Origin of the sequence: Micromonospora sp. NRRL B-16802, assembly GCF_001279555.1 — a bacterium.
Classification (GTDB): Bacteria; Actinomycetota; Actinomycetes; order Mycobacteriales; family Micromonosporaceae; genus Micromonospora; species Micromonospora profundi.
In genome coordinates, this window is sequence record NZ_LGEB01000065.1 from 18,085 (window position 1) to 43,626 (window position 25,542).

Consider the following 25,542-nt stretch of genomic DNA (forward strand, 5'->3'; position numbering starts at 1 on the left):
GGAACCCTCACTGATGACCCTATCGAGCGCCCCTAAACGCCCGCCCGGGGATCTCTGCATGCTGTGCAATACGTGGCGCGGCGCGATTCGTTCAACCCCGGTGGTGTGACGGCCCGCACCGTTGTCGGGTCGGCCGGGCAGCCAAAACGACGACGCGTAGTGTGTGGGTCGGTGTGCAGGCCCGCAGCGGGCCAGCCGAACCGATCCCCGTGCCGATGCCGGAAGGTGGCAATCCGTGAGCATGATCACCGAGCGCCCCGCGAGCAACCCCGCCGGGCAACCCCCGGTGCGCTCGGTCGAGCGTCCGGTGGCCCGGCGGGACGTGCGCGCGGTCGTCTCGGCGTACGTGTCGCTCACCAAGCCGCGGATCGTGGAGCTGCTGCTGGTCACGACCGTCCCGGCGATGATGCTCGCCGAGGGCGGCATGCCGTCGCTGTGGCTGATGGCGGTGGTGTTGATCGGCGGCTCGCTCGCGGCTGGCGCGGCAAGCGTGCTCAACTGCTACATCGACCGGGACATCGACCAGTTGATGCGGCGTACCAAGCGACGGCCGTTGCCGGCGCACACGGTGTCCCCGCGCAGCGCGCTGGTCTTCGGTCTGGTGCTGGCGGCGATCTCGATCGCGTTGATGGCGGCGTTCACGAATCTGCTCGCCGCGGCGCTGACTCTCGCCGCGATCGTCTACTACGACGTCGTCTACACCCTGTGGCTCAAGCGCTCCACCCCGACCAACACGTTCTGGGGTGGCGCCTGCGGGGCGGCTCCGGTGCTGATCGGGTGGGCGGCGGTGACCGGCTCTCTGGCACCTGCCGCGTGGGGGCTGTTCGCGGTGGTCTTCTTCTGGCAGATGCCGCACTTCTACCCCCTCGCGATGAAGTACAAGGACGACTACGCGCGGGCCGGCATCCCGATGCTGCCAGTGGTGGCGTCCACCCGTCGGGTGAACGCCGAGATCCTGATCTTCGCCTGGCTCACGGTGCTCACCTCCCTGGCCGTCTGGCCGCTGGGGCTCAGCGCTATCTACGGCGTGCCGACCCTCGTGGTGGGCGCCATCTTCATCGTCGAGGCGCACCGGCTCTGCCGTCGGGCGACCCGGGGCGAGGCGATCAAGCCGATGCGGCTGTTCCACTGGTCGACGACGTACCTGACGATCGTCTTCGTGGCCGTCGCACTCGACGCCCTGATCTGACGCTTCCTCATCACGCGCGCGGCGCGGGTGTGGCCCGTTCGGTCCGGCGGTAGCGGAATCCAGTGACTAATCATGGCCATGGATGAGTTGTCCAGGTTTAACGTCACATCAGAGTAACTTTCGGCATGAGTCGGATCGGCTCAACCTGTGGCGCCTCAGGACTGATTTGGCGCGACGTTTCGCCAGTAAAAGTCCGGATATAAGCGGGCAGTTGACCTGTGCTCTTCCTTAAACCTGTAGGTAATTGGCATCACAAAAGCTTCATGGTTCTCGCCCGCACGAGTGGAACTCTGCTTAGGCTTCGCGTCATGGCAGATGGTTCCGATACGACGCTGACGGCCGAGCAGACCACCAGCGAGCAGGCGCCGCAGGGCTTGGTTGCGGGTCTCAGGTCGTTCGCCGCCGGGCACGGCGGCGCGAAGGCGGTCATCGAGTACGTCGGCAAGCGTGGCGCACGAATCGTCCTCGTGGGCTCCGACGGTGCGTGGGGCGACCAGTTCGCCGAAGACACCGTCACGGCTCGTGAGGCGTGCGCCCAGGCGGGAGTCACCGTCGAGAACGCCTGGGAGCGTGAACTGATGGACCAGATGCGGCCGAGCAACGACCTCTGGCGGTCGATGGCCCGACGCACGATGGCCCGCTGAAAATAGAAATCTGAAACTGACCGACCACCACAGTCGACCCGGGGGAAACCCCGGGTCGCTTTTTCGTCAGCCGTACCCCCGGCACCGAAGCCCGCCGGGTGCGGCGCGCCAGGGTGGTGCTGACGGGTGCGACGGCAGGGCGGTGCGCCACGCAGTGCCGGCGGGTGCGGTGCGCCGAGAGCTGCGCGTGTCCGGCGGTGACAGGGAGCGCAACTCGACCCACAGCCAGCGGTCAGACCGGCCGATCCGGGGGAGATCCACTCGGGTTCCTTGAAACCGGGGCATCCACCTCACCCGGAAACCCCGATATCAAGGAACGTGAGCCGATGGAAGGCGTTTCGGCGGTGAGGGGCCGTCAGGCGGTGACGGGGACGGCTGCGGCTTCGGCCGGGGCGGCGGCCCACGGGCTCGGCGCTTCGGCGGGGCGGCGCTCACGTGTCGACCACTGCATCGAGAGGGTGGCCAGCAGCACCAGGCAGGAGCCGAGCATGTGCGCGCCCACCAGGAGCGCCGGCACGTGGGTGAAGTACTGCACGAAGCCGATGACGCCCTGGGACAACTCCACCGCCAGCAGGACGATGGCGGCCCGGGTGGCCCCTGCCGCGCCGACAGCCCGGAACGCGAAGATCAACGCCACCGTCAGGCCGATCAGCAGGAAGACGACATCGGCGTGGACCTGGGAGATCGACTCCGGGTCGAGCCCGTTGCGGGCCGCGCCGTGGTCGCCGGCGTGCGGGCCGCTGCCGGTGACCCAGGTGCCGACGACGAGCACGGCGACGCTGACGCCTGTGGTGATCCGGGCAAGGGTGCGCAGCGGCGTGGGCACCACGGGCACCGTGGGGCCGTCCGGGTCGCCGATCCGCCGCCAGAGGGCGTACGCGGCGGAGATCACCGCCATCGAGGCGAGGAAGTGCAGCCCGACGACCCACGGGTTGAGGTTGGTGAGCACCGTGATGCCACCGATCACGGCCTGGGCGGGGATGCCCAGGAAGACGGCTACGGCCAGCGGAAGGAGCCCGCGCCGGCGCGGCCGGTGTGCCAGCACGGCCAGCAGGGTGGCCAGCGCGATGAGGCCCACCGCGAAGGTCAGCATCCGGTTGCCGAACTCGATCACCCCGTGTACGCCCATCTCGGCCGTGTTGACGTACGACGTGTCGGTGCACCGGGGCCAGGTGGGGCAGCCGAGGCCCGAGGCGGTCAGACGGACGGCCCCGCCGGTGACGACGATGCCGACGTTCGCGATGATCGAGGCGAGCGCGAGGCGGCGCAGCAGGGTGCCGGAGACCGGACGGGCGATTCGGTTCACGGCGCAAATCCTACGCACCGTAGTGATCGAGGTTCGTCCGACTCGGTGGGGTCGGTGGTTCGGATCACCGGCACCCGGGTTTGCGACCCTCCGGGTAATTACGTAACGTTGGCGTTGTGAAAAACGCGGCGGCGCTCTCGGGGCAGCAGCCGATGGCCGCTGCGGCCGTCGGCGGGTCCGTCGTGACCACGCCTGTCGCACTCGCGGCGACCGAGACCTCCACCCGCGACCGGGTCACCCAGTTGCTGCTGGAGCGGGGCGCCACCACCGCCGCACAGCTCGGCGTGGCGTTGGGCCTGAGCCCGGCGGCGATCCGCCGACACCTGGACGCGATGCTCGCCGACGGTGACGTCGTCGCCCGTGAGCAGACGGTGCGGGGCAGCCGCGGTCGGGGGCGCCCGGCCAAGGTGTTCCTGCTGACCGACGCGGCCCGGGGCCGCTGTGGCACCCACCACTACGACAACATGGCCACCGCCGCGCTGCGCTGGATCGCCCGCAGCGGTGGCTCGAACGCCGTCGAGGCGTTCGCCACGGAGCAGGTGTCCGCCCTGGAGTCGCGGTGCCGCGCCGCCATGGAGGACGCCGGCGACGACCCCCTCGCACGGGCGGAGGCACTCGCCGGAGCGCTCACCGCCGAGGGTTACGCTGCCAACGCGACCACGATCGCCTCCGGCGGCCAGCTCTGTCAGCACCACTGCCCGGTGGCGCACGTGGCCGCCGAGTTTCCCCAGCTGTGCGAGGCCGAGACCGCGGTGATCTCCCGCTTGGTCGGCACCCACGTGCAGCGCCTGGCAACCATCGCGCACGGCGACGGGGTGTGCACCACGCACATTCCGACCCAACCGAGCCGCGCACAGTCCGGTAATCCCGTCACCACTGTGAGGACAGATAGATGACCGAGCAGATCGTCCAGCCCCTGACGCAGGAAGAGCAGCTCGCCGCCCTGGGTCGCTACGAGTACGGCTGGTCCGACCCGGACGCCGCCGGGGCGGTCGCCCAGCGCGGCATCAACGAGGCGGTGGTGCGGGACATCTCGGCCAAGAAGAACGAGCCGGCCTGGATGCTCGACCTGCGCCTGAAGGGTCTGCGGCTGTTCGGCCGCAAGCCGATGCCGGCCTGGGGCGCGGACCTCACCGGCATCGACTTCGACAACATCAAGTACTTCGTGCGGTCCACCGAGAAGCAGGCCACCAGCTGGGAGGACCTGCCCGAGGACATCAAGAACACCTACGACCGGCTCGGCATCCCGGAGGCGGAGAAGCAGCGGCTGGTCGCCGGTGTCGCGGCGCAGTACGAGTCCGAGGTCGTCTACCACAAGATCCGTGAGGACCTTGAGGAGCAGGGCGTCCTGTTCCTGGACACCGACACCGCGCTGCGCGAGCACGAGGACGTCTTCAAGGAGTACTTCGGCACGGTGATCCCGGTCGGCGACAACAAGTTCGCCGCGTTGAACACCTCCGTATGGTCCGGTGGCTCGTTCATCTACGTGCCGAAGGGTGTGCAGGTGGAGATCCCGCTGCAGGCCTACTTCCGGATCAACACGGAGAACATGGGCCAGTTCGAGCGGACGCTGATCATCGTCGACGAGGGTGCGTACGTGCACTACGTCGAGGGCTGCACCGCGCCGCTCTACTCCTCCGACTCGCTGCACAGCGCGGTCGTGGAGATCATCGTCAAGAAGAACGCGCGTTGCCGCTACACGACCATCCAGAACTGGTCGAACAACGTCTACAACCTGGTCACCAAGCGCGCCGTCTGCCACGAGGGCGCGACGATGGAGTGGGTCGACGGCAACATCGGCTCCAAGGTGACAATGAAGTACCCGGCGGTCTACATGACCGGCGAGCACGCCAAGGGCGAGGTGCTCTCGGTGGCGATGGCCGGCGAGGGCCAGCACCAGGACGCGGGCGCCAAGATGGTGCACGCCGCGCCGCACACCTCCTCGAACATCATCTCGAAGTCGATCGCCCGGGGCGGCGGCCGCACCTCGTACCGGGGTCTGGTGCAGGTGCTGGAGGGCTCGCACCACAGCCGGAGCACTGTCAAGTGCGACGCGCTGCTTGTCGACACCATCTCCCGCTCGGACACCTACCCGTACGTCGACATCCGCGAGGACGACGTGTCGATGGGGCACGAGGCGACCGTCTCCAAGATCAGCGACGACCAGCTCTTCTACCTGATGAGCCGCGGCCTGAGCGAGGACGAGGCGATGGCCATGATCGTGCGTGGCTTCATCGAGCCGATCGCCAAGGAGCTCCCGATGGAGTACGCCCTGGAGCTCAACCGTCTGATCGAACTCCAGATGGAGGGCGCGGTCGGCTGACCCAGCCGGCTGACCCCGCCCGACCCGTCGGGCGAAACGCGGCCGGCCCGAGCCAGCTCAGCTGGGCGGACCGTGCCGCGACCAGCCCGACCGATCCTCCGATCAATCGCAGAACAGACCAAGGAAGACATGACTACCCAGGCTTCCGCGCCACCGCCCAGCACCAAGTCGCAGGCGCTGCGCTCGTACGACGTCGCCGACTTCCCGGCCCTCACCGGCCTGGAGGAGGAGTGGCGTTTCACCCCGCTCAAGCGCCTCCGCGGCCTGGCCACGGCTGACACCTCGGCCGCCACCGGTCGGGGCGTCACAGTGGAGCACCCGAACCTGCCGGCCGGAGTGTCGGTGCGGCTCGTCGAGCCGTCCGACGCCAGTGTCGCGTCGGTGCTGGTGCCGGTCGACCGGGTCAGCGCGCTGGCCCACGGCGGGGCGGCGCGGGTCGCGCTGGTCGAGGTGGCGGCCGAGGCCGTCGTGTCCGAGCCGGTGGTCGTGCGGCTGCTGGGCGCGTTTCCCGAGGAGCTGTCCCTGGCCCGCACCCAGGTGCAGGTGGGCCGGTTCGCGGAGGCCACCGTCGTGTTCTCCCAGGAGGGCTCGGTCACGCTCGCCGACAACGTCGAGGTGACGGTCGCCGACGGCGCCAAGCTGACCCTTGTCACCGTCGCGGACTGGGCCGAGGACGCGGTGCAGGCGCAGCACCTCAAGATCAAGCTGGGTCGGGACGCCCGGGTGGTGCACGTCCAGGTCACCCTCGGCGGCAACCTCGTCCGGCAGTTCACAAGCGTGGAATACACCGGTCGGGGTGGCGAGGCCGAGCTGTACGGCGTCTACTTCGCCGACTCCGGCCAGCACCTTGAGCACCGGCAGTTGGTCGACCACAACGTGCCGGACTGCCGCAGCTACGTCGGCTACCGGGGCGCCCTGCAGGGCGCGGACGCCCACACCGTCTGGGTGGGCGACGTGATCATCCAGGCCGAGGCGACCGGCACCGACACGTACGAGATCAATCGGAACCTGCTGCTCACCGACGGCGCGCGGGCGGACTCCGTACCTAATCTGGAGATCGAGACCGGCGAGATCGCCGGTGCCGGTCACGCCAGCGCGACAGGCCGCTTCGACGACGAGCAGCTGTTCTACCTGATGGCCCGGGGCATCCCGGAGGGTGAGGCCCGCCGCCTGGTGGTCCGCGGCTTCTTCGCCGAGCTGATCAACAAGATCCCTGTGGAGTCGCTGCGCGAGCGCCTCGGTGACGCCATCGAGGCCCGGCTCACCAAGGCCGGCGCCTGATGATCCGGATCTGTTCGACTGAGGACGTGCCGAAGGGCACCGCGATCAGCGCGGACGTCGACGGCACCCCGATCGCGCTTGTGCACGGCGAGGACGGCGAGTTCTACGCCGCGTACGACGAGTGCTCGCACGCCGCTGTCGCGCTGTCCGAGGGCGAGGTCGACGGCTGCACGCTGGAGTGCTGGCTGCACGGCTCCCGCTTCGACCTGCGCACCGGGCAGCCCACCGGCCTGCCGGCCACCGAACCCGTACCCGTCTACCCCGTCGAAGTCCGCGACGGCGACATCTACCTCAGCCTGACGCCGAGTAATGGAGTGACGCGATAATGAGCACCCTGGAGATCCGCGACCTGAAGGTGTCGGTCAAGCTGCCCGAGGGTGAGCTCAAGCCGATCCTGGCCGGCGTCGACCTGACCGTGAAGTCGGGGGAAACCCACGCGATCATGGGCCCGAACGGTTCCGGCAAGTCCACCCTGGCGTACTCGATCGCCGGTCACCCGAAGTACGAGATCACCGGCGGCACCGTCACGCTCGACGGCGAGGACGTGCTGGCCATGACCGTCGACGAGCGGGCGCGCGCCGGCCTCTTCCTGGCCATGCAGTACCCGGTCGAGGTGCCCGGCGTCTCGGTGGCCAACTTCCTGCGTACCGCGAAGACCGCCATCGACGGCGAGGCGCCGAAGCTGCGTACCTGGGGCGGCGAGCTGCGCGGCGCCATGGAGCGCCTGCAGATGGACCCGGCGTTCGCCCAGCGCAACGTCAACGAGGGCTTCTCCGGTGGTGAGAAGAAGCGGCACGAGATCGTCCAGCTGGAGCTGCTCAAGCCGAAGATCGCGATCCTCGACGAGACCGACTCCGGCCTCGACGTGGACGCGCTGCGCGTGGTGAGCGAGGGCGTCAACCGGGTCCGCGACAACGGCGACACCGGCGTGCTGCTGATCACCCACTACACGCGGATCCTGCGCTACATCAAGCCGGACTTCGTGCACGTCTTCGTGGCCGGCCGGATCGTCGAGCAGGGCGGCTCGGAGCTTGCCGACAAGCTCGAAGCCGAGGGCTACGAGCGGTACGCCGCCGGAGCTGGCACGGCCCGGGCCTGACCGAGAGAGGCGCTGCCGAGATGACCAGCATCGCGATCCCGCAGGGGATGCCGCAGTACGACGACGAGCCGCGTTTCGACGTGGCCCGGGTGCGCGCCGACTTCCCGATCCTGGAGCGGGAGATCAACGGTCACCCGCTGGTCTACCTCGACAGCGCCAACACCTCGCACAAGCCGCGGCAGGTGCTCGACGTGCTCGCCGAGCACTACGCGCGGCACAACGCCAACGTGTCGCGCTCGGTGCACACCCTGGGCACCGAGGCCACCGAGGCGTACGAGGGGGCACGGGCCAAGATCGCCGCGTTCATCAACGCGCCGAGCCCGGACGAGGTGGTGTTCACCAAGAACTCCACCGAGGCGATCAACATCGTGGCGTACGCCTTCTCCAACGCCTCGCTGCGCCCCGACGGTGACCCCCGGTTCCGGCTCGGTCCCGGCGACGAGGTGGTGATCTCCGAGATGGAGCACCACTCGAACATCGTTCCGTGGCAGCTGCTCTGCGAGCGGACGGGCGCGACCCTGCGCTGGTTCCCGGTCACCGACCAGGGCCGGCTCGACGAGTCGGGCCTGGACGACCTGGTCACCGAGCGGACGAAGATCGTTTCGCTGGTGCACATGTCGAACATCCTCGGCACTGTCAACGCCACCTCCCGGATCACCGCGCGGGTCCGCGAGGTGGGCGCCCTGCTGCTGCTGGACTGCTCGCAGTCGGTGCCGCACCTGCCCATCGACGTGGTCGACCTGGACGCCGACTACATCGTGTTCACCGGGCACAAGATGTGCGGCCCCACCGGCATCGGTGTGCTCTGGGGTCGGGGGGAACTGCTCGCGGCCATGCCGCCGGTGTTCGGCGGCGGCTCGATGATCGAGACGGTCACCATGGCCCGGTCGACGTTCGCCGCGCCGCCGGCCCGGTTCGAGGCGGGCACCCCGCCGATCGCCGAGGCGGTCGCGCTCGGCGCGGCGGTGGACTACCTGACCGGGATCGGCATGCAGGCCATCCAGTGGCACGAGAAGGAACTGACGGCGTACGCGCTGGAAGCCCTCGGCTCGGTGCGCGACCTGCGGATCTTCGGCCCGACAGTGCCTGTCGGCCGGGGCGGCACCATCTCGTTCGCGCTCGGTGACGTGCACCCGCACGACGTGGGCCAGGTGCTCGACTCGCTCGGCGTGCAGGTGCGGGTGGGCCACCACTGTGCCAAGCCGGTGTGCAGCCGGTTCGGTGTACCGGCGATGACCCGGGCCTCGTTCTACCTCTACACCACCACCGAGGAGATCGACGCTCTGGTGGCCGGTCTGGAGCAGGTGCGGAAGGTGTTCGACTGATGGTGCAGCTCGACCAGCTCTACCAGGAGATCATCCTGGATCACTACAAGCATCCGCACGGGCGTGGCCTGCGCGACGCCGACGACGCGGGTGACCGGGTCGCGGAGGCGCACCACGTCAACCCGACCTGCGGCGACGAGGTCACCGTCCGGGTGGCCACCGACGGCGCCGTGCTGCACGACATCTCGTACGACGGGATGGGGTGCTCGATCAGCCAGGCCTCGGCGAGCGTGCTGCACGAGTTGCTGCGCGGCCGGGACGCCGGGGAAGCTTTCGAGGTGCACGAGGCGTTCGTCGAGTTGATGTCCGGTCGTGGTCAGGTCACGCCGGACGAGGACGTACTCGGTGACGGGGTGGCTTTCGCGGGTGTTGCCCGCTATCCCGCCCGGGTCAAGTGCGCGCTGCTGCCGTGGATGGCGTTCAAGGACGCTGCGGCACGCGCCGGTGTGGGCGCGAGCCCGGAGGTGAAGGCGTGAGCGACCGGCAGCGCGGGAATCACAGGTGCAAAGCGGTGGTGCCGGATGGCATCACGCAGCGAAGCGGAGGGACGGCATGAGCGAGAACACCGCTACCGCGGCGACGCCGGAGGCTGGTGACGCCACCGCGGCGCCGCAGACCGACGCCGTGACGACCGACGGTGCCGCGACGCCGGGTGCCGGCGACGCCGCCACCCCGACGGCCGGCGTCAGCAAGGCCATGATCGCCGACATCGAGGAGGCGATGAAGGACGTCGTCGACCCCGAGCTGGGCATCAACGTGGTCGACCTCGGCCTGGTGTACGGCGTGCACGTCGACGACGAGAACGTCGCCACCCTGGACATGACGCTCACCTCGGCGGCGTGCCCGCTGACCGACGTGATCGAGGACCAGACCCGGCAGGCGCTTACCACCGGCCCGGGCGGCGGCCTGGTCAACGACATCCGGATCAACTGGGTGTGGCTCCCGCCGTGGGGGCCGGACAAGATCACCGACGAGGGTCGGGACCAGCTCCGTTCCCTCGGCTTCAACGTCTGAGCAGGCCACACCCGGTCAGCTCTGCCCGTCGAGCGCGATGCCCCACCAGGGCGTCGCGCTCGACGCGTTCCAGAGCCGCACCAGCACCGAACGTGCTGCCCTCTGAGCCCGCAGGCAGCACTTTTCCCGCCAACATCTTCAGGTGAGGGCGGGTCGCCGGGGAAATCGGTGGCAGGGGCGTGGGGTGGGGATGCAGGATGCGCTTGTGATTGAGGCGTACCCGACCCAGACCCCTGTTCGTGCGGCGACTGCCGTGCGGCGACAGCGGCTGGCGCGGGCACGCGTCTCGGTCCGGCACCGACGTCGGTGAGCGTCTTCCTGGCCGGCACGGTGGCTGGCTACGGCGTCGCCATCCCGGTCGGTGCGATCGCCGTCCTCATCCTCGGGCTCAGTGCCCGTACCTCGTTCCGGGTCGGTGCGGCGGCGGCGCTCGCGGTGGCGACGGCTGACGGCCTGTACGCGGCGGTCGCGGTGGTCGGCGGCGCCGGCCTGGCGGGTGCCATCGCGCCGGTCGCCGGCCCGCTGCGGGTGCTCGCCGCGGTGGTCCTGTTGGGGCTGGCCGCACACGGTCTCTGGCGGACCTGGGCGGCCCACCGCTCGGAGCATTCGTCCGCGCCGGTGGTGGGCAGGTCCTCGCCGAGCGGTCGGGGTTTGAGCACTCCGGGGCGGGCCTACGCGGCGGTGCTCGGGTTGACCCTGTTGAACCCGATGACAGTGCTGTACTTCGCCGCGCTGGTGCTGGGCCGTTCGGGAACCGCCGACGTGGGCATGATCGACGCGACGCTGTTCGTGACCGGTGTGTTCCTGGCGTCGGCGAGCTGGCAACTGCTCGTCGCGGGCGGCGGCACGATGGTCGGGCGGGCGCTGACCGGACCGCGCGGGCGGCTGGTCACCGGTCTGGTCTCCAGCGCGCTCATCGCCGCGCTGGCGGTGGCCGCCATGCTGCCCGGCTGACCGGTCCGCGCCGCTGTCGTCACCCGCACCTGTCAGTCGGGTCCCTGTCGAGCCGCGCTCGGCCGGCCCACGACGCCGGCGTCGTCCTCGTCGCTCAGCGGCCAGCCCTGGATGAAGGCTCGCCCGGGCGCTACGCCGACGCCTTCGGGAGGCCACACCCGGGCTGTCATGATCAGACGAGCGGTCGTCTGCCCGGTGCGCGCGTCGAGCACTGTGACGAGGTAGGCCGTGCGCTTGTCGCCGATCAGGGGATGCCCGGCGAGTTCGGTGAGCCTGGCGTTCAGTACGGAGGTCACCACGACGGTTCCGTTCCCGACGCCAGGTGGAAGGTTTCCGGGCGCATCTTGGGTCCAGAGTTCCCTGCCAGTGGCGGCGTCCACAGCGGTGAGTCGCGAACCGCGCCGCTCGACCCAGATGTCGTCGCCAGCCACGCCTGCCGTGGCCGCCGGCAGTGTGTAGTCCGAGCTGGCCGTCAGGAGCGGGCCGGTCATGCGCCACTGCCCGTCGTCGAGGTTGACGGTGGCGGTGCCGGTCATCTCGCCGTCTGTGAACGTCGGCAGGTAGAGACGGCTCTTGTAGTAGCGCGGGGGGTGGGTGCGGTCGCCCGTGCGTTCCTCGCAGGGCATGCCCCGGGTGGTCCAGAGGATCTGACCTCCCCGGGCGGCGGCGAACTGGCAGTCGCCGACGTCCAGCACCACAGTGTCGCCGATGACGGCTTTCGCGTCGCCGCGTGTGGTGCCGATCACCTGGTCGTCGGCCCCGCCTACCACTGTCGACCCGGGCACGCGCGATCCCCAGACTTTCTCCTGAGCGGGCATCACGACGACTGTGGGAGCGACGGTGATGCCGTCGGTGGTGAGTGATTTCCGGTGGGACATGGCGCCGATCACGGGCTTGCCGTCGTGGCCCGACACCGTCCACACCACGCCCCCGGTGGTCCCGTACCCGGTGTAGGCGCATCCGGGGCCGGGGAGGAGGCAGTCGCGCAGCACGACGATGCCGGTGCCCATGGCGACCACTTCCTGGCGAAAGACCCTGTCTGTGGTGGATCCATGAGAGGGCATCGGTCGCTCCCACAGCAGCGAGCCCTGGGCGTCGAAGTACCTGCTCTGCTCGTTGTTCTGCACGAAGATGCCGCCGTCCGGGCCGACGTAGACCCGGCCGTTCTTCCTCTGGATCGTGAAGAGCTCCGCACCCGTCTCCGGGTCGTGCCCCCACAGCTTTCCGTCGTTGCTCGTGAGCAGCACATGTGGCAGGACCTCGACTTCGAAGACGGGTCCCGGCCGGTCCGATACAGCAATCGGTCGGCGGGAGCGTACTAAGGACAGTCAATGTCCCGACGCTGACGGATCAGGCCGACGCTCTGCCTCCAGCGCGTCACCACGGCGCTCGGCCGGGCGATGGGGTGGCCGGGCGGGCCGCAGGCACTGCGGTGCCGTAGGTTCGGGCACATGAGCAGCCGACCCGCAGCCGGAGGGGGCCGCTGGGTCGAGGTCGACCCGGCCCGCGTCGGGCGCTGGGTCGAGGGCTTCGCCGACCGGCACGGCCCGCCCACCACGACCATCCAGGGGTACGGGCTGCTGCTCACCGCCCCCGACGGGGCCACAGCCGAGCTGCACGCCCCGCCCGGCGCGGACCCCGGCGGCGACCTGCAGGGGTTTCTCGCCGCTGCCGCCGCCCCACGCCGGATCGGGCTGTTGCTGGCGCGGAAGAGCGCCGTGGCGATGGGCGTGGCTGCGGGGGAGGGCCTGGTCGTCTCCAAGGTGGACAGTCGCTACGTGCAGGGTCGTACCGCTGCCGGCGGCTGGTCCCAGCACCGCTTCGCCCGTCGGCGCGACAACCAGGCGAAGGCCGCGCTCGGCGAGGCTGTCGAGCTCGCGGTACGGCTGCTGCTGCCGGAGGCCGGCTCGCTCGACTCCGTGGTGGCCGGAGGCGATCGGCGTACTGTCGACGGCATCCTCGCCGACCGGCGCCTGGCTCCGCTGGCCGCGCTGCGGGCCGAGCGGTTGCTTGACGTTCCCGAGCCTCGACACGCTGTGCTTGTCGCCTCGGTGGTGGCCGCCCGGGCGGTCCGCATCCTGGTCCGGGATCCCGCTCCGCCCGCCTGACCAGGCTTCGGCTGCGCGGCGAGACCGAGCCCGGTGATGCGAAAGGGCGCCCCGACGGCCGGTCCCGGCCGTCGAGACGCCCGCGTCGGCGTCGTCGACCCGTCAGAGCTGGTCGGTGCCGAAGGTGTCGCAGGCCTTCGGGTCGCCCCGGTCGTAGCCCTGCTGGAACCAGCGCTGCCGCTGCTCGGAGGTGCCGTGGGTGAACTGGTCGGGGTTGACCTGCCCACCGGAGCGCTCCTGGATGCTGTCGTCGCCGATCGCCTCGGCGGCCTGCATGGCCTCGCTGATGTCGGCCTGCGTGATCGACTTGAACAGCGGCTCCTGGCCGGTCTTGTCCTTGCTCTCGGTGGCGTACTTGGCCCAGGCTCCGGCGTAGCAGTCGGCTTGCAACTCAAGGCGTACGGAGGCGGAGCGGGGGCCGCTCTGGTCGCCCCGGCCGGCCTTCTCGTTGGTGCCGAGCAGGTTCTGGACGTGGTGGCCGTACTCGTGGGCGAGCACGTAGGGCTGGGCGAACTCACCCTTGGCGCCGAACCGGGAGGCCAGCTCGTCGTAGAAGCTCAGGTCGATGTAGACCTGCCGGTCGGCCGGGCAGTAGAACGGGCCCACACCCGAGTCGGCCTGCCCGCAGCCGGTGTTGACCGCAGCCTGGAAGAAGTTGGTGTCGGTCGGCTCGTACTTCCCGTTGCCCACCTCCGGGTACGCCTTCTGCCAGTACGCCTGGATGCTGTTGACGTAGAGCACGTTGCGGCACCGTACGTCGTCGAAGCGCTGGGGGTTGTCACGCGAGCACAGCTGTTCCAGGTCGGTGCCGCCGGCCTGACCGCCGCCCTCGTCGCCGTTGGTCATGGCGTTCAGGCCGAACCCGCCACCGAGGAGCGCGATCAGGACGGTCACCACGATGCCGATGATCCCGCCGCGCCCACCGCCGCCGGGCAGGGGAATGCCGAGGCCACCGCCGCCTCCGCCGCCGCGTCCCCGGTCGTTGACCTGGGACGTGTCGAGTTCGGCCCGCTCGTTGAGTTCCATGCTGACCCCGATCGCCGTATGCCGGTGAATGTCTTTTTGATGTCGTTCTCTCATGGCTGTCCGGAAGGGGGTCCGGACAGCGGTTCCGGTACCCGATGATCTTGATTGGTAATCCGGCAGGGCATCCAGCCGCGCCCGGTACACTTGTCGGGTGCTGCGCTGCGAAGGCTGAACCGCCCCGCGCCGTCGGGCCCTTGAGCCCGCCGGCCGTTTCGCGTGCCCCGAGTCAGCCTTCCGGACCCCGAGAGCGAGCCCCAAACAGATGATCACTGCCACCGGCCTGGAACTGCGCGCCGGTTCCCGGATCCTGCTGTCCGACACCACGCTGCGCGTGCAGCCCGGTGACCGGATCGGCCTGGTCGGCCGCAACGGCGCCGGCAAGACCACCACACTCAAGGTCCTCGCCGGCGAGGGTCAGCCGTACGGCGGTCAGATCGACAAGCGCAGCGCCATCGGCTACCTGCCGCAGGACCCGCGTACCGGCGACCTGGACGTGACCGGCCGCGACCGGGTGCTCTCCGCCCGCGGCCTCGACGTGCTCATGGCACAGATGCAGGAGATCGAGGCCCAGCTCGCCGAGGACGCCACCGAGAAGCTGGTCCGCCGCTACGGCGCGCTGGAGGACCAGTTCGCCGCCCTCGGTGGGTACGCCGCCGAAGCCGAGGCCGCACGGATCTGCGCCAACCTGGGCCTGCCGGACCGCGCGCTCGCGCAGACGATCGGCACCCTGTCCGGCGGTCAGCGGCGGCGCATCGAGCTGGCCCGGATCCTGTTCCGCGACGCCGGCGAGAACGGCGGCGGCATCCTGCTGCTCGACGAGCCGACGAACCACCTCGACGCCGACTCGATCACGTGGCTGCGGGGCTTCCTCGCCAACCACAAGGGCGGCCTCATCGTGATCTCCCACGACGGCGCGCTGCTGGAGTCGGTGGTCAACAAGGTCTGGTTCCTCGACGCCACCCGATCCGTCATCGACGTGTACAACCTGGGCTGGAAGGCGTACCTGGAGGCACGCGAGACCGACGAGCGCCGCCGCCGCCGGGAGCGGGCCAACGCCGAGAAGAAGGCCGGCGCGTTGATGGCGCAGGCCGACAAGATGCGGGCCAAGGCCACAAAGACCGTCGCTGCGCAGAACATGGCACGCCGCGCCGAGAAGCTCATCTCCGGCCTGGAGGAGGTGCGGGTCGCCGACCGGGTGGCCAAGGTGCGCTTCCCCAGCCCCGCGCCGTGCGGCAAGACGCCGCTCACCGCGACCGGCCTGTCCAAGTCGTACGGCTCGTTGGAGATCTTCACCGACGTCAACGTGGCGGTCGACAGGGGGTCCCGGGTGGCAATCCTGGGCCTCAACGGCGCTGGCAAGACGACGCTGCTGCGGATGCTCGGCGGGCTGCTCACCCCGGACACCGGCGAGGTGCATGCCGGGCACGGGCTGCGGCTGGGCTACTACGCGCAGGAGCACGAGACGCTCGACGTGGAGCGGACGGTGTTGGAGAACATGCGGGCCGCCGCCGTCGAGCAGTCCGACACCGACCTGCGCAAGATCCTCGGCGCGTTCCTGTTCTCCGGCGACGACGTGAACAAGCCGGCCGGGGTGCTCTCCGGTGGAGAGAAGACCCGGCTGGCCCTGTCCACCCTTGTCTGCTCCGGCGCCAACGTGCTGCTGCTCGACGAGCCGACGAACAACCTCGACCCGGTCAGCCGGGAGCAGGTGCTCGACGCCATCGCCAACTACCCGGGTGCGATCGTGCTTGTCACGCACGACACGGGCGCTGTGCTGGCGCTCAAGCCGGACCGGGCCATCCTGCTGCCCGACGGCGACGAGGACGCCTGGAGCGACGACCTCCTCGAACTGGTCGAGCTGGCCTGACCGCGCGCCGGACCGGAGCTGGTCCGACCGCGCCGAGCCGAGGGCTGGTCCGACCGCGCCGAGCCGGAGCTGACTGACAGCGCGCCCCACCGAGGTGGGTTGGGCGGTCAGTGGTCGGTCTCCGGCGGCTCAGCCGAGCAGGTCGACGAGTGCGCCGAGCACGCCGGAGCTGACCAGGATCACCACCCCGATGGCGACGAAGATCGCCGGCACCAGCCAGTGGCCGGCGCGCTCGACCAGGCCGACCACCTTCCGGTGCCCGCCCAGCCATGCCGCGACGGCGCACCACGCCGCGATGAGCAGCGCGAAGACCAGCAGGAACACCGCGCTGTCGGCGGCGCCGAGGGCCCGGAACACGGGTACGTAGACGGCCACGTTGTCGGCGCCGTTGGCGATCGTGACCCCGGCGACACCGAGCGTTCCGGTGACGACAGTGGCCGGCGCGTCGTCGTCGGAGCCGCGCAGCGCGCGGACGCCGAGCGCGATAGGCAGCAGGCCGAGGAGCCCGGTCCACGGGTCCGGCACCACAAGCAGCCCGGCGGCGACCACCACGCTCGCCAGCGCTAGTGCACTGATGCCGAGGTATTGGCCGGCGACGATCTGCCAGGTGTGTGGTCGGCCGGTGGTGCGGGCAGCGACAAAGAAGATCGTCAGGATGACGATGTCGTCGATGTTTGTGGCGGCGAAGACCACGGCGGCGCCGGCCGCGGTGCCCAGCAGGTCGATCACGGCCGAAGGCTACGGTCTGCGGCTCGATGTCGCCGTACCCGGCCGGCGCGCGGGGAGTCGATTGTGAGGATCACTCTATCGGGAAGCTGACATTGCATAGCGTGTCGGTTGGCGAAGAGTTGATATCTGGCGCATGATCGTTCAAGGCGGTCTAATAGGTGGGACCGTATCCGAACCGCACAGTCTGGGACGTGAGGACACAGCATGGCAGCCACTGGCACAGCCACCAGCACTGAGAAGGGTCGCCGGATCGTCGGAGCCGAGCGTCAGACGCTCGCCAAGGACCTGGTAAAGCGGTACACCTCGGGGGAAAGCATCCGCGCGCTGGCGGCCTCGACCGGCCGTTCCTACGGGTTCATCCACCGAGTGCTCACTGAGTCCGGGGTGCAGCTGCGCCAGCGCGGCGGCGCCCGTCGCCGCAAGAAGGCGTGACCCGCCACTCCGCGTCGTTCACCAGCGCCGCGCCCCGGGCCGCCCGGTGACCGCCGAGGCGACCGGGGTTCGGCTGGCCTGCGACGGGCCGGTCGCCACGGTGACGTTGTGCCGGCCCGACGTGCTCAATGCCCAGACGCCCGCGATGTGGCGAGCGATGAGCGACTTCTCCCGCGACCTGCCCGGTGATGTGCGGGTCGTGGTGGTCCGTGGCGAGGGGCGTGCGTTCTCCGCCGGCCTCGACCTCGCGGTGGCCGGCGCGTCCGGCCCTGGCTCGTTCGCCGAGCTGGCCACGCTGTCCGAGCAGGAGTGCGCGGCCCAGATCGCCGAGCTTCAGGCCGGCTTCACCTGGCTGCACCGACCGGACATCATCTCCGTCGCGGCCGTGCAGGGCCACGCGATCGGCGCTGGATTCCAGCTCGCGCTCGCCTGTGACCTGCGCGTCCTAGCCGCCGACGCGAAGCTGTCGATGGCCGAGGTGACCCTGGGTCTGGTGCCTGACCTGGCCGGTACGAAGCGTCTCGTCGAGCTTGTCGGCTACTCCCGGGCTTTGGAGATCTGCGCGACCGGCAGACGGTTGGACGCCGCCGAGGCGGACCGGATCGGGCTGGCCACACTCGTCGTACCCCCGGGTGATCTTGACGGCGCGGTCCGTGACCTCACGGCGGGCCTGCTCGCCGGCGCCCGTGACGCGGTGGTGGAGATCAAGGCGCTGATCGCCGGCGCGGCCGGGCGGTCGCACGCCGATCAGCAACGCGCCGAGCGGGAGGCGCAGACCCGCCGACTGCGGGACCTCGCCGGCCGCGGCGAATAGTAAGGGACGTCCGGGAAGATCCGGGTTACGACTGAGGTTGTCACACTCGTCGAGAATTGGCCTGACGGTGCGGTGCGCCCGATGACCCGGAGGTGAGCGGTGTCCAACCCGATGTCCGGCGGTGGCATGGCCGGGTGGAGCATGCTCCGGTCGCTGCGCAACCGCGACGAGGTCTCCACCCACCGCCTCAAGCGCGGGGTGGCCCGGCGCATCGTGGCGTTCGCCCAGCCCTACCGGCGCGACATCATCGTCTTCCTGGTCACAGTGGTCCTGGCCGCCATCATCGGCGTGGCGACCCCGGTGCTCGCCGGTGACGTCATCAACGCGATCAACAGGGGTGGCACCGAGGCCGGCCGGCTGGTGATCAGGCTGGCGCTGTTCATCGCCGCGCTCGCGGTCGCCGACGCGCTGCTCTCGCTGGCCCAGCGGTGGTATTCGGCCCGCATCGGCGAGGGCATCATCCTCGACCTGCGCACCCGGGTCTACGACCACGTGCAGCGGATGCCGTTGCAGTTCTTCACCCGCACCCAGACCGGCGCCCTGGTCAGCCGGCTCAACAACGACGTCCTCGGCGCCCAGCGGGCGTTCACCTCCACCCTGTCCGGCGTGGTCAGCAACGTCATCCAGTTGGTCCTCACCGCCGCGGTGATGTTCACCCTCTCCTGGCAGATCACCGCCCTGTCGCTGGTACTCCTGCCGATCTTCATCATTCCGGCCCGTCGGGTCGGCCGGCGGCTTGCCGACATCACGCGCGAGGCGTACAACCTCGACGCCAAGATGAACGCCACGATGACCGAGCGGTTCGGCGTGGCCGGCGCGCTGCTGGTGAAGCTGTTCGGGCAGCCCGACATCGAAGCCCGCCGGTTCGCCGGCCGGGCCGAGCGGGTGCGCGACATCGGCATCCAGTCCGCCATGTACTCGCGGACGTTCTTCGTGGCGATGCTGCTTGTCGCCTCGCTGGCGCAGGCGCTCACCTACGGCCTCGGCGGTTGGCTCGCCGTGACCGGTGGTGTCAGCGCGGGCACAGTGGTGACCCTCGCGCTGCTGCTGACCCGCCTGTACGGGCCGCTCACCGCGCTCTCCAACGTCCGGGTGGACGTGATGAGCGCGCTTGTCTCCTTCGACCGCGTCTTCGAGGTGCTCGACCTCGAGCCCGGCATCGTGGAGAAGCCCGACGCCGTGCCGGTGCCCCGCGGCAGCGGCCGGGTCGACTTCCGCGACGTGCGGTTCCGCTACCCGAGCGCCGCCGAGATCTCCCTCGCCTCCCTGGAGGAGGTCTCCACCCTCGACCGGACGGTCAACGAGCCGGTACTCAGGGGCGTCTCGTTCAGCGTCGAGCCGGGGCAGATGGTCGCCCTTGTCGGCCCGTCCGGCGCCGGCAAGTCGACGCTGTCGATGCTCATCTCCCGGATCTACGACGTGACCGACGGTCAGGTGCTGGTCGGCGGCGTGGACGTCCGCGACGCCACGCTCGCCTCCCTGCGCGACGAGATCGGCGTCGTCACCCAGGATTCGCACCTGTTCCACGAGACGATCGCCGAAAATCTGCGCTACGCCAAGCCGGACGCCACCGACGACGAGATCTGGGCCGCGCTCGCCGGTGCCCAGGTCGCCGACCTGGTCCGGTCGTTGCCCGACGGGCTGGACACCACTGTGGGGGAGCGCGGCTACCGGTTCTCCGGTGGCGAGAAGCAACGCATCGCCATCGCCCGGCTGCTGCTCAAGGCCCCGTCGATCGTGATCCTGGACGAGGCGACAGCGCACCTGGATTCCGAGAGCGAGGCGGCCGTGCAGCGGGCGCTGGCGGTGGCGCTGGCCGGGCGTACGGCGCTGGTGATCGCGCACCGGCTCTCCACAGTCCGCGACGCCGACCAGATCCTGGTCCTCGACGGTGGGCGGATCGTCGAGCGGGGTCGCCACGACGAGCTGGTAGCGGTCGGCGGGCTCTACGCCGAGCTGTACCGCACCCAGTTCGCCGTCGCCGACTCGCCCCGGCCGTTCGTCGACGCGACAGGCCCCGAGCCGATCGTCATGCCGCTGGGCACGTACGTCGCCGACGAAGCGATGCCGCCCGCCGCCGCCAACTGACCCGAGGGTCCGCGCATCTGCCGGTGAGCAGAACGCTCACGCCTGGCGGCGGTCGGGCAGGCCAGTGGCCACCCGCAGCTCGGCGAACGCGGCACCCAGCGTGACAGGCGTGAAGTGGGCGTTCAGGCCACTCGGATTGGGCAGCACCCACAGCCGTGCCCCGGCCAGCGACTCCGGCTGCGGCCCGAAGGTGGCCTTCGGCCTGCCGAAACCGATCCGGTACGCGGTCACGCCGACCACCGCCACCCAGCGCGGGCGGTAGCGGGTCACCTTGTCGGCGAGGATCGCGGCGCCGTCGAGGAGTTCCTCGGCGTTGAGCTCGTCGGCGCGGGCGCTGGCCCGGGCGGCCATGTTGGTGATGCCGAGTCCGAGGGCGGGCAGTTCGTCCTGTTCGCTCGGGTGCAGCAGTCGCGGGGTGAACCCGCCCGTGTGCAGCGCCGGCCAGAACCGGTTGCCGGGTCGGGCGAAGTGCCGGCCGGTGGCGGCCGACCAGAGGCCGGGGTTGATCCCGACGAAAAGCACCGCCAGGCCGGGCGTGAGCACGTCGGGGATGGTCCGGTCGGCGGCGGCGGCGAGATCCGCGCGGCTCGGCCGGAGGTGCGCGGCGGCCGGCAGATCCGCGCTCGTCGGTCGGGCTCGGTCGGTGGACGACCGTGCCCGCGTCGGCGGTTCGGTGCCGGCGGTGTCGGAGCGCCGGCCCGCGCCCGCTGTCACAGGCCGCGCAGCGCGCCACCGTCGACCGGCACGGTGAGGCCGGTCAGGTAGCTTGCGGCGGGGGAGAGCACGAAGGCTGCCACGCGGCCGAACTCGGCAGGGTCGCCGATGCGCCGCAGCGGGATGCTGGCCTCGGCCTCGGCGCGGGCCTGCTCGGGGTCGCCGGTGGCGGCGAAGAGTTCCCGGTTGCGGTCGGTCATGATCCGGCCGGGGAGCAGACCGACGACGCGTACGCCGCGCGGGCCGTAGTTGTCGGCGATGTCCTTGGCGACACCGACCAGGCCGGGCCGCAGGCCGTTGGAGATGCCGAGGCCGGGCACCGGGCCGCGGGCCGAGGTGGAGAGCACCAGCCCGATCGCGCCGCCCTCGGGCAGGGCGGCGGCGACAGTACGCGCCGCGCGGACGGTGCCGAGGAAGACCGTCTCGAAGGAGTGCCGCCACTGCTCGTCGGTGATCGACGCGGCGTTGCCGGGCGGTGGGCCGCCGACCGAGATCAGCGCGCCGTCGAGCCGACCGAAGTGCTCACGCGCCGCCGCGACGAGCTGCTCAGGGGTTTCCGGGGCGGCCAGATCGGCGGCCAGCCCGACAGCGTGCTCCGGGCCGCCCAACTGCTGGGCGGCAGCGGCCACCGCGTCGGCGTCGCGGGCCGACAGCACCACCCGCGCCCCGTCGGCGACCAGGCACTGCGCCGTCGCATAGCCAAGGCCGCGGGAGGCGCCGGTGAGCACGTACACCCGGTCGGTCAGTCCGAGATCCATGCGGCCGATACTGCCGCATCCGGTGCGCCATCCTCAACGGGGGCCGGTGGGCGTGGGGCGGGGCGCAGCAGACGTACCCGACCGGCGATCTGCACCGCGACGGCGCCGCCGGCGCGGCCCACGGACGGCAACCGGCGCGGACGCGGCGTCTGTCGCCCGTCGTAGCGTTGGCCCGCCTCCCGGATGGCCAGTTCCTCGGCGCCCGCCGGGGGCAGCGCGTTCCGCTCGCGGAGGTGCCGGGCCAGGTCCCACCCGTCGCGCAGCGAACCGGCGGTGGGGCGGCCGTCGGCCCAGCCGGCGAACGTCGCCCACCAGAGGTTGCCGAGGCCGGCGGCGAGAAGCGGCCAGTGCCGGGCCACGTCGCCGGCACGCTTGCGCAGCAGCGCCGTTCGAGTGGCGGCAAGCGGCCCCGGGGCGAACCCGGCCGGCGGCGGGCCTCCGGCGACAAGCGCCGCCACCAACTCCGCCTGCCGCTCGGCGAGGCGGCCCCCGGTCTGCCCGCCGTCGGTGGGCGGGGGAGCGCCTGTCATGTCACTGCCGGGAAGCCCGCAGCCGCGGCCAGGGCGTCCAGTTCGGCGCGCAGCTCGTCGGCCGGCGGATAGCCGCCGTCGCGTTCGAGGAGCAGCGCCGGTGGCCGCTTGCGGGCGCAGAGCGCGCCGACAAGCGCCAGCACCTCCTGCGGCACCGGATCGGTGTGCGTGTCGTGGTAGAAACCGCCGTGCTCCGCCCCGCCGGCCACGTGCACGTAGCCGATCCGTTCCAGCGGCAGCCGGTCGAGCAGCGCGAGTGGGTCGGTGCCGCGGTTACGCGCGTTGGCGTGCACGTTCGCGATGTCCAGCAGCAGCAGGGCGCCGGTCCGGTCCAGGATCTCGGTGAGGAAGTCGGCCTCGTCCAGCTCGTCGTCGGGCCAGTCGAGCAGCGCGGCGATCGGTTCCAGCGCGATCGGCACCGGCAGGTCGGCCTGTGCGCGGGCCACGTTGGCGCAGACCGCGTCGACCGCCTCCCGGCTGCGCGGCAACGGCAGCAGATGCCCGGCCTCCAGCCCGCCGGCCCGGACGAACGCGATGTGCTCGCTGACCAGCGGCGCTTCCAACCGCTGCGCCACCTCCGCCAGGTGGGCGACACGGGCCGGGTCGACCGGCTCGGCACCGCCGAGGGAGAGCCGCACCCCGTGCGGTACGACTGTGACGTCGCGCTCGCGCAGCTGCGCCAGCCCTGGCGGGAGCGGCCCGGTAGCGGGCACCGACTCGGCCACCACCTCGACGAAGCGCAGCCCCGGCAGCTCGGCCACGAAACCGGCGATCTCCGGGCGCCAGCCGATGCCGACGCCGTACGGGCCGGTCATCCGCCGCACCCACCACCGCCGCAGCCACCACCTCCGCCACCGCCGCAGGAGCTGCCGCCCCCGCAGGAACTGCCGGAACTGCCCGACGAGCCGGTGCCCGACGACCAGCCGCCGGCGAGGGCCTGGCGCTGGATCTCGGCCTGCTCGGCGAAGCCGGGGTCGATCGCCCAGAGCGACGCGGCACCGTACAGGGCCACGCCCATCGCCGCGCCGGCCGCACCGTAGGTGGCGTAGGCGGGCGCCGAGCCGGGAGCCAGGTGGGTGTGCTGACGACGCAGGTCGCGCAACGCCGCCCGACCGGCACGGGTGGTCTGCGGTACGCGCCAGAGCAGCAGGACCGCCACCAGTACGCCGAACAGGGTGGTCGCCAGGTAGCCCACCGGGCGGCCGTTGAACAGACCGGCTGCCAACCGCACCACACCGAGCACCAGCAGGACGGCGAGGATCCGTACCCACCGACGTGCGGTGGCCCGCCGCGCCGGGGTCGGCAACAGCCCGCGCTCCTCCAGGCCGGTGCGGAGCTGGTCGAGTGCGGTGCGTACCCGCTGCTCCCGGCCCAGGTCCCGCGCCCGGGAACGCTGGTGGGCGGCCCAGTGGATGGCCTGGTCCAGCGGGGTGAGCCCGGCTGGCGCCGGGCCGGTGGTGAGCAGCCGACGGTCCGGCCCGACACCGATCGCACCGCTGCCGCGCAGCCCGCCGAGCGCGGCGTGTACGGCGAGACCGGGCCCACCGTTGAGGTACGCCGCCTGCTGCGGGCCGAGCGGATCGACGAAGGCGCTCCGGGGGCCGGCTGCCAGCCGGACCCGGTGCCACACCGCGAGCGCGACGACAACCGCGGTCGCGATCAGGTAGTACCGGAGGAAGGTCGGGCCGGGAATGCCCCAGGTGTCGCCCGACGCGGCGTGGACGATCATCGGCTGCTCCTGTCGCCGGAGGGATCGGCGGCCTCATTGTGGAGCACCGCCGCCACGCGGCGAAACGGGCTCAGCGGCGGCGGACGGCCTCCTCGACGAGGTCGAGCACCGGGCCCAGGTCGCCGGCCGGTCGGCCCATCGCCAGGTGCAGCACCAGGCCGTCGTAGGCCAGCTCCAGGAACTGCGCCAGCACGTCGATCGGTACGTCCTCGCGCAGCACACCGGCGTCGCGCTGGCGGGCCAACCGGTCGCGGGTGGCCTCGGCGATGGCGGCGGACCGCTCCGCCCAGCGCCGGGCGAACGCCGGGTCGGTGCGCAGGCGGCGGGAGACTTCCAGTTGGCTGCCGAGCCACCCGGTGGTGTCGGGGGAGACGGCGCGGGCCAGCAGATCGCGCATCACCTGCACGAGACCGTTGCGGGCGACAGTCTCGACCATGGCGGCGGCGTCGTCCTCGGCGACGGCGAGGAAGAGCGAGTCCTTGTCCCGGAAGTGGTGGAAGATGGCGCCCCGGGAGAGCCCGGTGGCTTCCTCCAGGCGGCGAACGGTCGCCCCCTCGTAGCCGTGCCGGGCGAAACACGCCCGCGCGGCGGCGAGGATCTCCTGCCGGCGCGCGTCGAGCTGGTCCTGGCTTACTCTGGGCACGGGTCGATCGTCGCAGGTCACACCCCGCCGTGCAAACCGTACGTACGGCTTGGTATTTCGCCGTGGTCGGCATCGCTACCATCGCCCGGTGACTCCCACAGTGCCCGCCGCGTCGCTTACCGTCGCCGCCGTCCAGGCCACACCCACCCCCGGCGATGTCGCCGGCAACGCGAGCGCCGCTGCCGATCTGGTCCGGCAGGCGGCCGGGCAGGGTGCCAGGGTGGTCGTCCTGCCCGAGCTGTACCTGTGCGCGTACCACCCGCCGATCCTCGCCGCCGACCCGAGCGGCACCGACATCGCCGTCGACCCCACCGGAGCGGTCGCCGACCCCCGGCTCGACCCGCTGCGCCACGCGGCGCGTACGGCCGGGGCCACAGTGGTGGTCGGCGCCGCGGCCCGGCACCCGGACGGCCGGCGGACCATCGCCGCGCTGGTGGCCGACCGGACCGGCGTCATCCGGCTCGGGTACGACAAGCAGCAGCTGTGGGGCAGCGAGCGCGACCTGTTCACGCCGGGCGGGCGGGGCGCCACGCTGCTCGTCGACGACTGGCGACTCGGGTTGGGCATCTGCTACGACGGCTGCTTCCCCGAGCACGGCCGCGCCGCTGCGCTCGACGGCGCGCACGCCTACCTCTGCCCCAGCGGCTACCTGGCCGGCTCCGAGCACCGCCGGGACCTGTACTACGCGGCGCGAGCACTGGACAACACCATGTTCGTGGTCTTCGCCAACGCGGTCGGAGGCGACGACCCCTGGCGGTTCAACGGCGGCGCGGCGGTCTACGACCCGCAGGGACGGGCCCTGGCCAGGGGTGCCGACGAGGGTACGGCGGTGCTGGTGGCGACGCTGGACCCGGCCGTCCTCGCGGCCACCCGGGAGGCCCATTCGATGCTCGCCGACCGGCTGCCGAGCCAGGGTGGCCCACGGGTGTCTATAAACTGTTAAGTCGGCGTCAGGTCGAAACACGCGGT

27 protein-coding genes are annotated in these 25,542 nt (G+C 71.1%); 17 read left to right on the forward strand and 10 right to left on the reverse strand.

The features are described from left to right. Positions 1 to 235: 235 nt before the first annotated feature. Together ADK66_RS18465 and ADK66_RS18470 are read left to right on the forward strand one after the other, a co-directional pair. Entirely contained in the window at positions 236 to 1,189 is a 954-nt protein-coding gene (locus tag ADK66_RS18465) for a heme o synthase (protein ID WP_053657005.1), read from the forward strand. A 308-nt stretch (positions 1,190 to 1,497) separates the two neighbouring features. Beyond that, complete coding sequence (locus ADK66_RS18470) at positions 1,498 to 1,833, forward strand: hypothetical protein (RefSeq protein WP_053657007.1); 336 nt, start codon at positions 1,498 to 1,500, stop codon at positions 1,831 to 1,833. A 355-nt stretch (positions 1,834 to 2,188) separates the two neighbouring features. Here ADK66_RS18470 and ADK66_RS18475 read toward each other — a convergent pair whose 3' ends face one another. Next, positions 2,189 to 3,157: a heme A synthase gene (locus tag ADK66_RS18475; RefSeq protein ID WP_157552643.1), complete on the reverse strand. Its 969-nt coding sequence runs from the start codon at positions 3,155 to 3,157 to the stop codon at positions 2,189 to 2,191. 98 nt (positions 3,158 to 3,255) lie between these two features. Between ADK66_RS18475 and ADK66_RS18480 the strand changes: the two genes are divergently transcribed. The 9 genes from ADK66_RS18480 (at position 3,256) to ADK66_RS18520 (ending at position 11,135) form a co-directional block, all read left to right on the forward strand. Continuing rightward, positions 3,256 to 4,035, forward strand: coding sequence for a metalloregulator ArsR/SmtB family transcription factor (locus tag ADK66_RS18480; RefSeq protein WP_053657011.1), 780 nt, complete (start codon positions 3,256 to 3,258; stop codon positions 4,033 to 4,035). Further along, positions 4,032 to 5,462 carry a Fe-S cluster assembly protein SufB gene (gene sufB / locus ADK66_RS18485; RefSeq protein ID WP_053657013.1) on the forward strand — a complete coding sequence of 477 codons (1,431 nt, stop codon included), beginning with the start codon at positions 4,032 to 4,034 and terminating at the stop codon, positions 5,460 to 5,462. The genes ADK66_RS18480 and sufB overlap by 4 nt, the downstream gene beginning before the upstream one ends. Before the next feature lie 129 nt (positions 5,463 to 5,591). Then, on the forward strand, positions 5,592 to 6,743 hold the full coding sequence (sufD, locus tag ADK66_RS18490; protein WP_053657015.1) for a Fe-S cluster assembly protein SufD: 1,152 nt from the start codon (positions 5,592 to 5,594) through the stop codon (positions 6,741 to 6,743). Next, positions 6,743 to 7,069 carry a non-heme iron oxygenase ferredoxin subunit gene (locus tag ADK66_RS18495; RefSeq protein WP_053657017.1) on the forward strand — a complete coding sequence of 109 codons (327 nt, stop codon included), beginning with the start codon at positions 6,743 to 6,745 and terminating at the stop codon, positions 7,067 to 7,069. Before sufD ends, ADK66_RS18495 begins: the two co-directional genes overlap by 1 nt. Beyond that, entirely contained in the window at positions 7,069 to 7,842 is a 774-nt protein-coding gene (gene sufC / locus ADK66_RS18500; protein WP_053657019.1) for a Fe-S cluster assembly ATPase SufC, read from the forward strand. Before ADK66_RS18495 ends, sufC begins: the two co-directional genes overlap by 1 nt. Positions 7,843 to 7,862: 20 nt before the next feature. Beyond that, the gene (locus tag ADK66_RS18505) at positions 7,863 to 9,167 is read left to right on the forward strand and encodes a cysteine desulfurase (RefSeq protein WP_053657021.1); all 1,305 of its coding nucleotides are present in this window, start codon (positions 7,863 to 7,865) and stop codon (positions 9,165 to 9,167) included. Between the two features lie 2 nt (positions 9,168 to 9,169). Further along, positions 9,170 to 9,643 carry a Fe-S cluster assembly sulfur transfer protein SufU gene (gene sufU, locus ADK66_RS18510; protein WP_053657071.1) on the forward strand — a complete coding sequence of 158 codons (474 nt, stop codon included), beginning with the start codon at positions 9,170 to 9,172 and terminating at the stop codon, positions 9,641 to 9,643. Positions 9,644 to 9,719: 76 nt separating this feature from the next. Beyond that, the gene (locus ADK66_RS18515) at positions 9,720 to 10,181 is read left to right on the forward strand and encodes a metal-sulfur cluster assembly factor (protein WP_053657023.1); all 462 of its coding nucleotides are present in this window, start codon (positions 9,720 to 9,722) and stop codon (positions 10,179 to 10,181) included. 306 nt (positions 10,182 to 10,487) lie between these two features. Beyond that, positions 10,488 to 11,135, forward strand: a complete 648-nt coding sequence (locus ADK66_RS18520; RefSeq protein ID WP_053657025.1) for a LysE family transporter — start codon at positions 10,488 to 10,490, stop codon at positions 11,133 to 11,135. A gap of 32 nt (positions 11,136 to 11,167) precedes the next feature. Here the strand turns inward: ADK66_RS18520 and ADK66_RS18525 are convergent, their stop codons facing one another. Continuing rightward, positions 11,168 to 12,382 carry a PQQ-binding-like beta-propeller repeat protein gene (locus tag ADK66_RS18525; protein WP_053657027.1) on the reverse strand — a complete coding sequence of 405 codons (1,215 nt, stop codon included), beginning with the start codon at positions 12,380 to 12,382 and terminating at the stop codon, positions 11,168 to 11,170. 204 nt (positions 12,383 to 12,586) lie between these two features. Here ADK66_RS18525 and ADK66_RS18530 point away from each other — a divergent pair, with 204 nt between their 5' ends. Continuing rightward, positions 12,587 to 13,243 carry an acVLRF1 family peptidyl-tRNA hydrolase gene (locus tag ADK66_RS18530; RefSeq protein WP_053657029.1) on the forward strand — a complete coding sequence of 219 codons (657 nt, stop codon included), beginning with the start codon at positions 12,587 to 12,589 and terminating at the stop codon, positions 13,241 to 13,243. A 102-nt stretch (positions 13,244 to 13,345) separates the two neighbouring features. Here ADK66_RS18530 and ADK66_RS18535 read toward each other — a convergent pair whose 3' ends face one another. Further along, positions 13,346 to 14,269: a neutral zinc metallopeptidase gene (locus tag ADK66_RS18535; protein WP_053657031.1), complete on the reverse strand. Its 924-nt coding sequence runs from the start codon at positions 14,267 to 14,269 to the stop codon at positions 13,346 to 13,348. 262 nt (positions 14,270 to 14,531) lie between these two features. Here ADK66_RS18535 and ADK66_RS18540 point away from each other — a divergent pair, with 262 nt between their 5' ends. Then, the gene (locus ADK66_RS18540; protein WP_053657033.1) at positions 14,532 to 16,136 is read left to right on the forward strand and encodes an ABC-F family ATP-binding cassette domain-containing protein; all 1,605 of its coding nucleotides are present in this window, start codon (positions 14,532 to 14,534) and stop codon (positions 16,134 to 16,136) included. 129 nt (positions 16,137 to 16,265) lie between these two features. On the opposite strand, the gene ADK66_RS18545 is transcribed toward ADK66_RS18540, so the two are convergent. After that, complete coding sequence (locus ADK66_RS18545) at positions 16,266 to 16,865, reverse strand: cadmium resistance transporter (protein WP_082377537.1); 600 nt, start codon at positions 16,863 to 16,865, stop codon at positions 16,266 to 16,268. 204 nt (positions 16,866 to 17,069) lie between these two features. On the opposite strand from ADK66_RS18545, the gene ADK66_RS18550 reads away from it, so the two are divergent. The 3 genes from ADK66_RS18550 to ADK66_RS18560 all read left to right on the forward strand — a co-directional run bounded on the left by ADK66_RS18550 (position 17,070) and on the right by ADK66_RS18560 (position 20,199). Continuing rightward, entirely contained in the window at positions 17,070 to 17,297 is a 228-nt protein-coding gene (locus ADK66_RS18550) for a helix-turn-helix domain-containing protein (protein ID WP_007462679.1), read from the forward strand. A 46-nt stretch (positions 17,298 to 17,343) separates the two neighbouring features. Further along, the gene (locus ADK66_RS18555; RefSeq protein WP_053657035.1) at positions 17,344 to 18,111 is read left to right on the forward strand and encodes an enoyl-CoA hydratase/isomerase family protein; all 768 of its coding nucleotides are present in this window, start codon (positions 17,344 to 17,346) and stop codon (positions 18,109 to 18,111) included. Positions 18,112 to 18,222: 111 nt separating this feature from the next. Beyond that, positions 18,223 to 20,199, forward strand: a complete 1,977-nt coding sequence (locus ADK66_RS18560; protein ID WP_053657076.1) for an ABC transporter ATP-binding protein — start codon at positions 18,223 to 18,225, stop codon at positions 20,197 to 20,199. A 36-nt stretch (positions 20,200 to 20,235) separates the two neighbouring features. Here ADK66_RS18560 and mug read toward each other — a convergent pair whose 3' ends face one another. The 6 genes from mug to ADK66_RS18590 form a co-directional block, all read right to left on the reverse strand. Beyond that, positions 20,236 to 20,814, reverse strand: a complete 579-nt coding sequence (gene mug, locus ADK66_RS18565) for a G/U mismatch-specific DNA glycosylase (RefSeq protein WP_053657078.1) — start codon at positions 20,812 to 20,814, stop codon at positions 20,236 to 20,238. A gap of 95 nt (positions 20,815 to 20,909) precedes the next feature. Continuing rightward, complete coding sequence (locus ADK66_RS18570) at positions 20,910 to 21,671, reverse strand: SDR family oxidoreductase (protein WP_053657037.1); 762 nt, start codon at positions 21,669 to 21,671, stop codon at positions 20,910 to 20,912. Beyond that, positions 21,656 to 22,201 (reverse strand): hypothetical protein, encoded by a 546-nt coding sequence (locus ADK66_RS18575; RefSeq protein WP_053657039.1) that lies wholly within the window; start codon positions 22,199 to 22,201, stop codon positions 21,656 to 21,658. Before ADK66_RS18575 ends, ADK66_RS18570 begins: the two co-directional genes overlap by 16 nt. Beyond that, positions 22,198 to 23,016: a DUF692 domain-containing protein gene (locus tag ADK66_RS18580; RefSeq protein WP_053657080.1), complete on the reverse strand. Its 819-nt coding sequence runs from the start codon at positions 23,014 to 23,016 to the stop codon at positions 22,198 to 22,200. The genes ADK66_RS18575 and ADK66_RS18580 overlap by 4 nt, the downstream gene beginning before the upstream one ends. Continuing rightward, the gene (locus ADK66_RS18585) at positions 23,013 to 23,930 is read right to left on the reverse strand and encodes a TIGR04222 domain-containing membrane protein (RefSeq protein WP_053657041.1); all 918 of its coding nucleotides are present in this window, start codon (positions 23,928 to 23,930) and stop codon (positions 23,013 to 23,015) included. The genes ADK66_RS18580 and ADK66_RS18585 overlap by 4 nt, the downstream gene beginning before the upstream one ends. A 70-nt stretch (positions 23,931 to 24,000) precedes the next feature. Then, complete coding sequence (locus tag ADK66_RS18590; protein WP_053657043.1) at positions 24,001 to 24,573, reverse strand: TetR/AcrR family transcriptional regulator; 573 nt, start codon at positions 24,571 to 24,573, stop codon at positions 24,001 to 24,003. An 88-nt stretch (positions 24,574 to 24,661) separates the two neighbouring features. On the opposite strand from ADK66_RS18590, the gene ADK66_RS18595 reads away from it, so the two are divergent. Beyond that, a complete protein-coding gene (locus ADK66_RS18595; RefSeq protein WP_231640090.1) occupies positions 24,662 to 25,516 on the forward strand; it encodes a carbon-nitrogen hydrolase family protein in 855 nt (284 codons plus the stop codon). The last annotated feature ends 26 nt before the right edge of the window (positions 25,517 to 25,542 follow it).

What these genes read in the sequence shown, in the direction of transcription:
- ADK66_RS18470 (WP_053657007.1), top strand. Translation starts at nt 1,498, where the DNA reads ATGGCAGATGGTTCCGATACGACGCTGACGGCCGAGCAGACCACCAGC.
- sufB (WP_053657013.1), top strand. Translation starts at nt 4,032, where the DNA reads ATGACCGAGCAGATCGTCCAGCCCCTGACGCAGGAAGAGCAGCTCGCC.
- sufD (WP_053657015.1), top strand. Translation starts at nt 5,592, where the DNA reads ATGACTACCCAGGCTTCCGCGCCACCGCCCAGCACCAAGTCGCAGGCG.
- ADK66_RS18495 (WP_053657017.1), top strand. Translation starts at nt 6,743, where the DNA reads ATGATCCGGATCTGTTCGACTGAGGACGTGCCGAAGGGCACCGCGATC.
- sufC (WP_053657019.1), top strand. Translation starts at nt 7,069, where the DNA reads ATGAGCACCCTGGAGATCCGCGACCTGAAGGTGTCGGTCAAGCTGCCC.
- ADK66_RS18505 (WP_053657021.1), top strand. Translation starts at nt 7,863, where the DNA reads ATGACCAGCATCGCGATCCCGCAGGGGATGCCGCAGTACGACGACGAG.
- ADK66_RS18515 (WP_053657023.1), top strand. Translation starts at nt 9,720, where the DNA reads ATGAGCGAGAACACCGCTACCGCGGCGACGCCGGAGGCTGGTGACGCC.
- ADK66_RS18530 (WP_053657029.1), top strand. Translation starts at nt 12,587, where the DNA reads ATGAGCAGCCGACCCGCAGCCGGAGGGGGCCGCTGGGTCGAGGTCGAC.
- ADK66_RS18535 (WP_053657031.1), bottom strand. Translation starts at nt 14,269, where the DNA reads ATGGAACTCAACGAGCGGGCCGAACTCGACACGTCCCAGGTCAACGAC.
- ADK66_RS18540 (WP_053657033.1), top strand. Translation starts at nt 14,532, where the DNA reads ATGATCACTGCCACCGGCCTGGAACTGCGCGCCGGTTCCCGGATCCTG.
- ADK66_RS18550 (WP_007462679.1), top strand. Translation starts at nt 17,070, where the DNA reads ATGGCAGCCACTGGCACAGCCACCAGCACTGAGAAGGGTCGCCGGATC.
- ADK66_RS18560 (WP_053657076.1), top strand. Translation starts at nt 18,223, where the DNA reads ATGTCCGGCGGTGGCATGGCCGGGTGGAGCATGCTCCGGTCGCTGCGC.
- ADK66_RS18570 (WP_053657037.1), bottom strand. Translation starts at nt 21,671, where the DNA reads ATGGATCTCGGACTGACCGACCGGGTGTACGTGCTCACCGGCGCCTCC.
- ADK66_RS18575 (WP_053657039.1), bottom strand. Translation starts at nt 22,201, where the DNA reads ATGACAGGCGCTCCCCCGCCCACCGACGGCGGGCAGACCGGGGGCCGC.
- ADK66_RS18580 (WP_053657080.1), bottom strand. Translation starts at nt 23,016, where the DNA reads ATGACCGGCCCGTACGGCGTCGGCATCGGCTGGCGCCCGGAGATCGCC.
- ADK66_RS18585 (WP_053657041.1), bottom strand. Translation starts at nt 23,930, where the DNA reads ATGATCGTCCACGCCGCGTCGGGCGACACCTGGGGCATTCCCGGCCCG.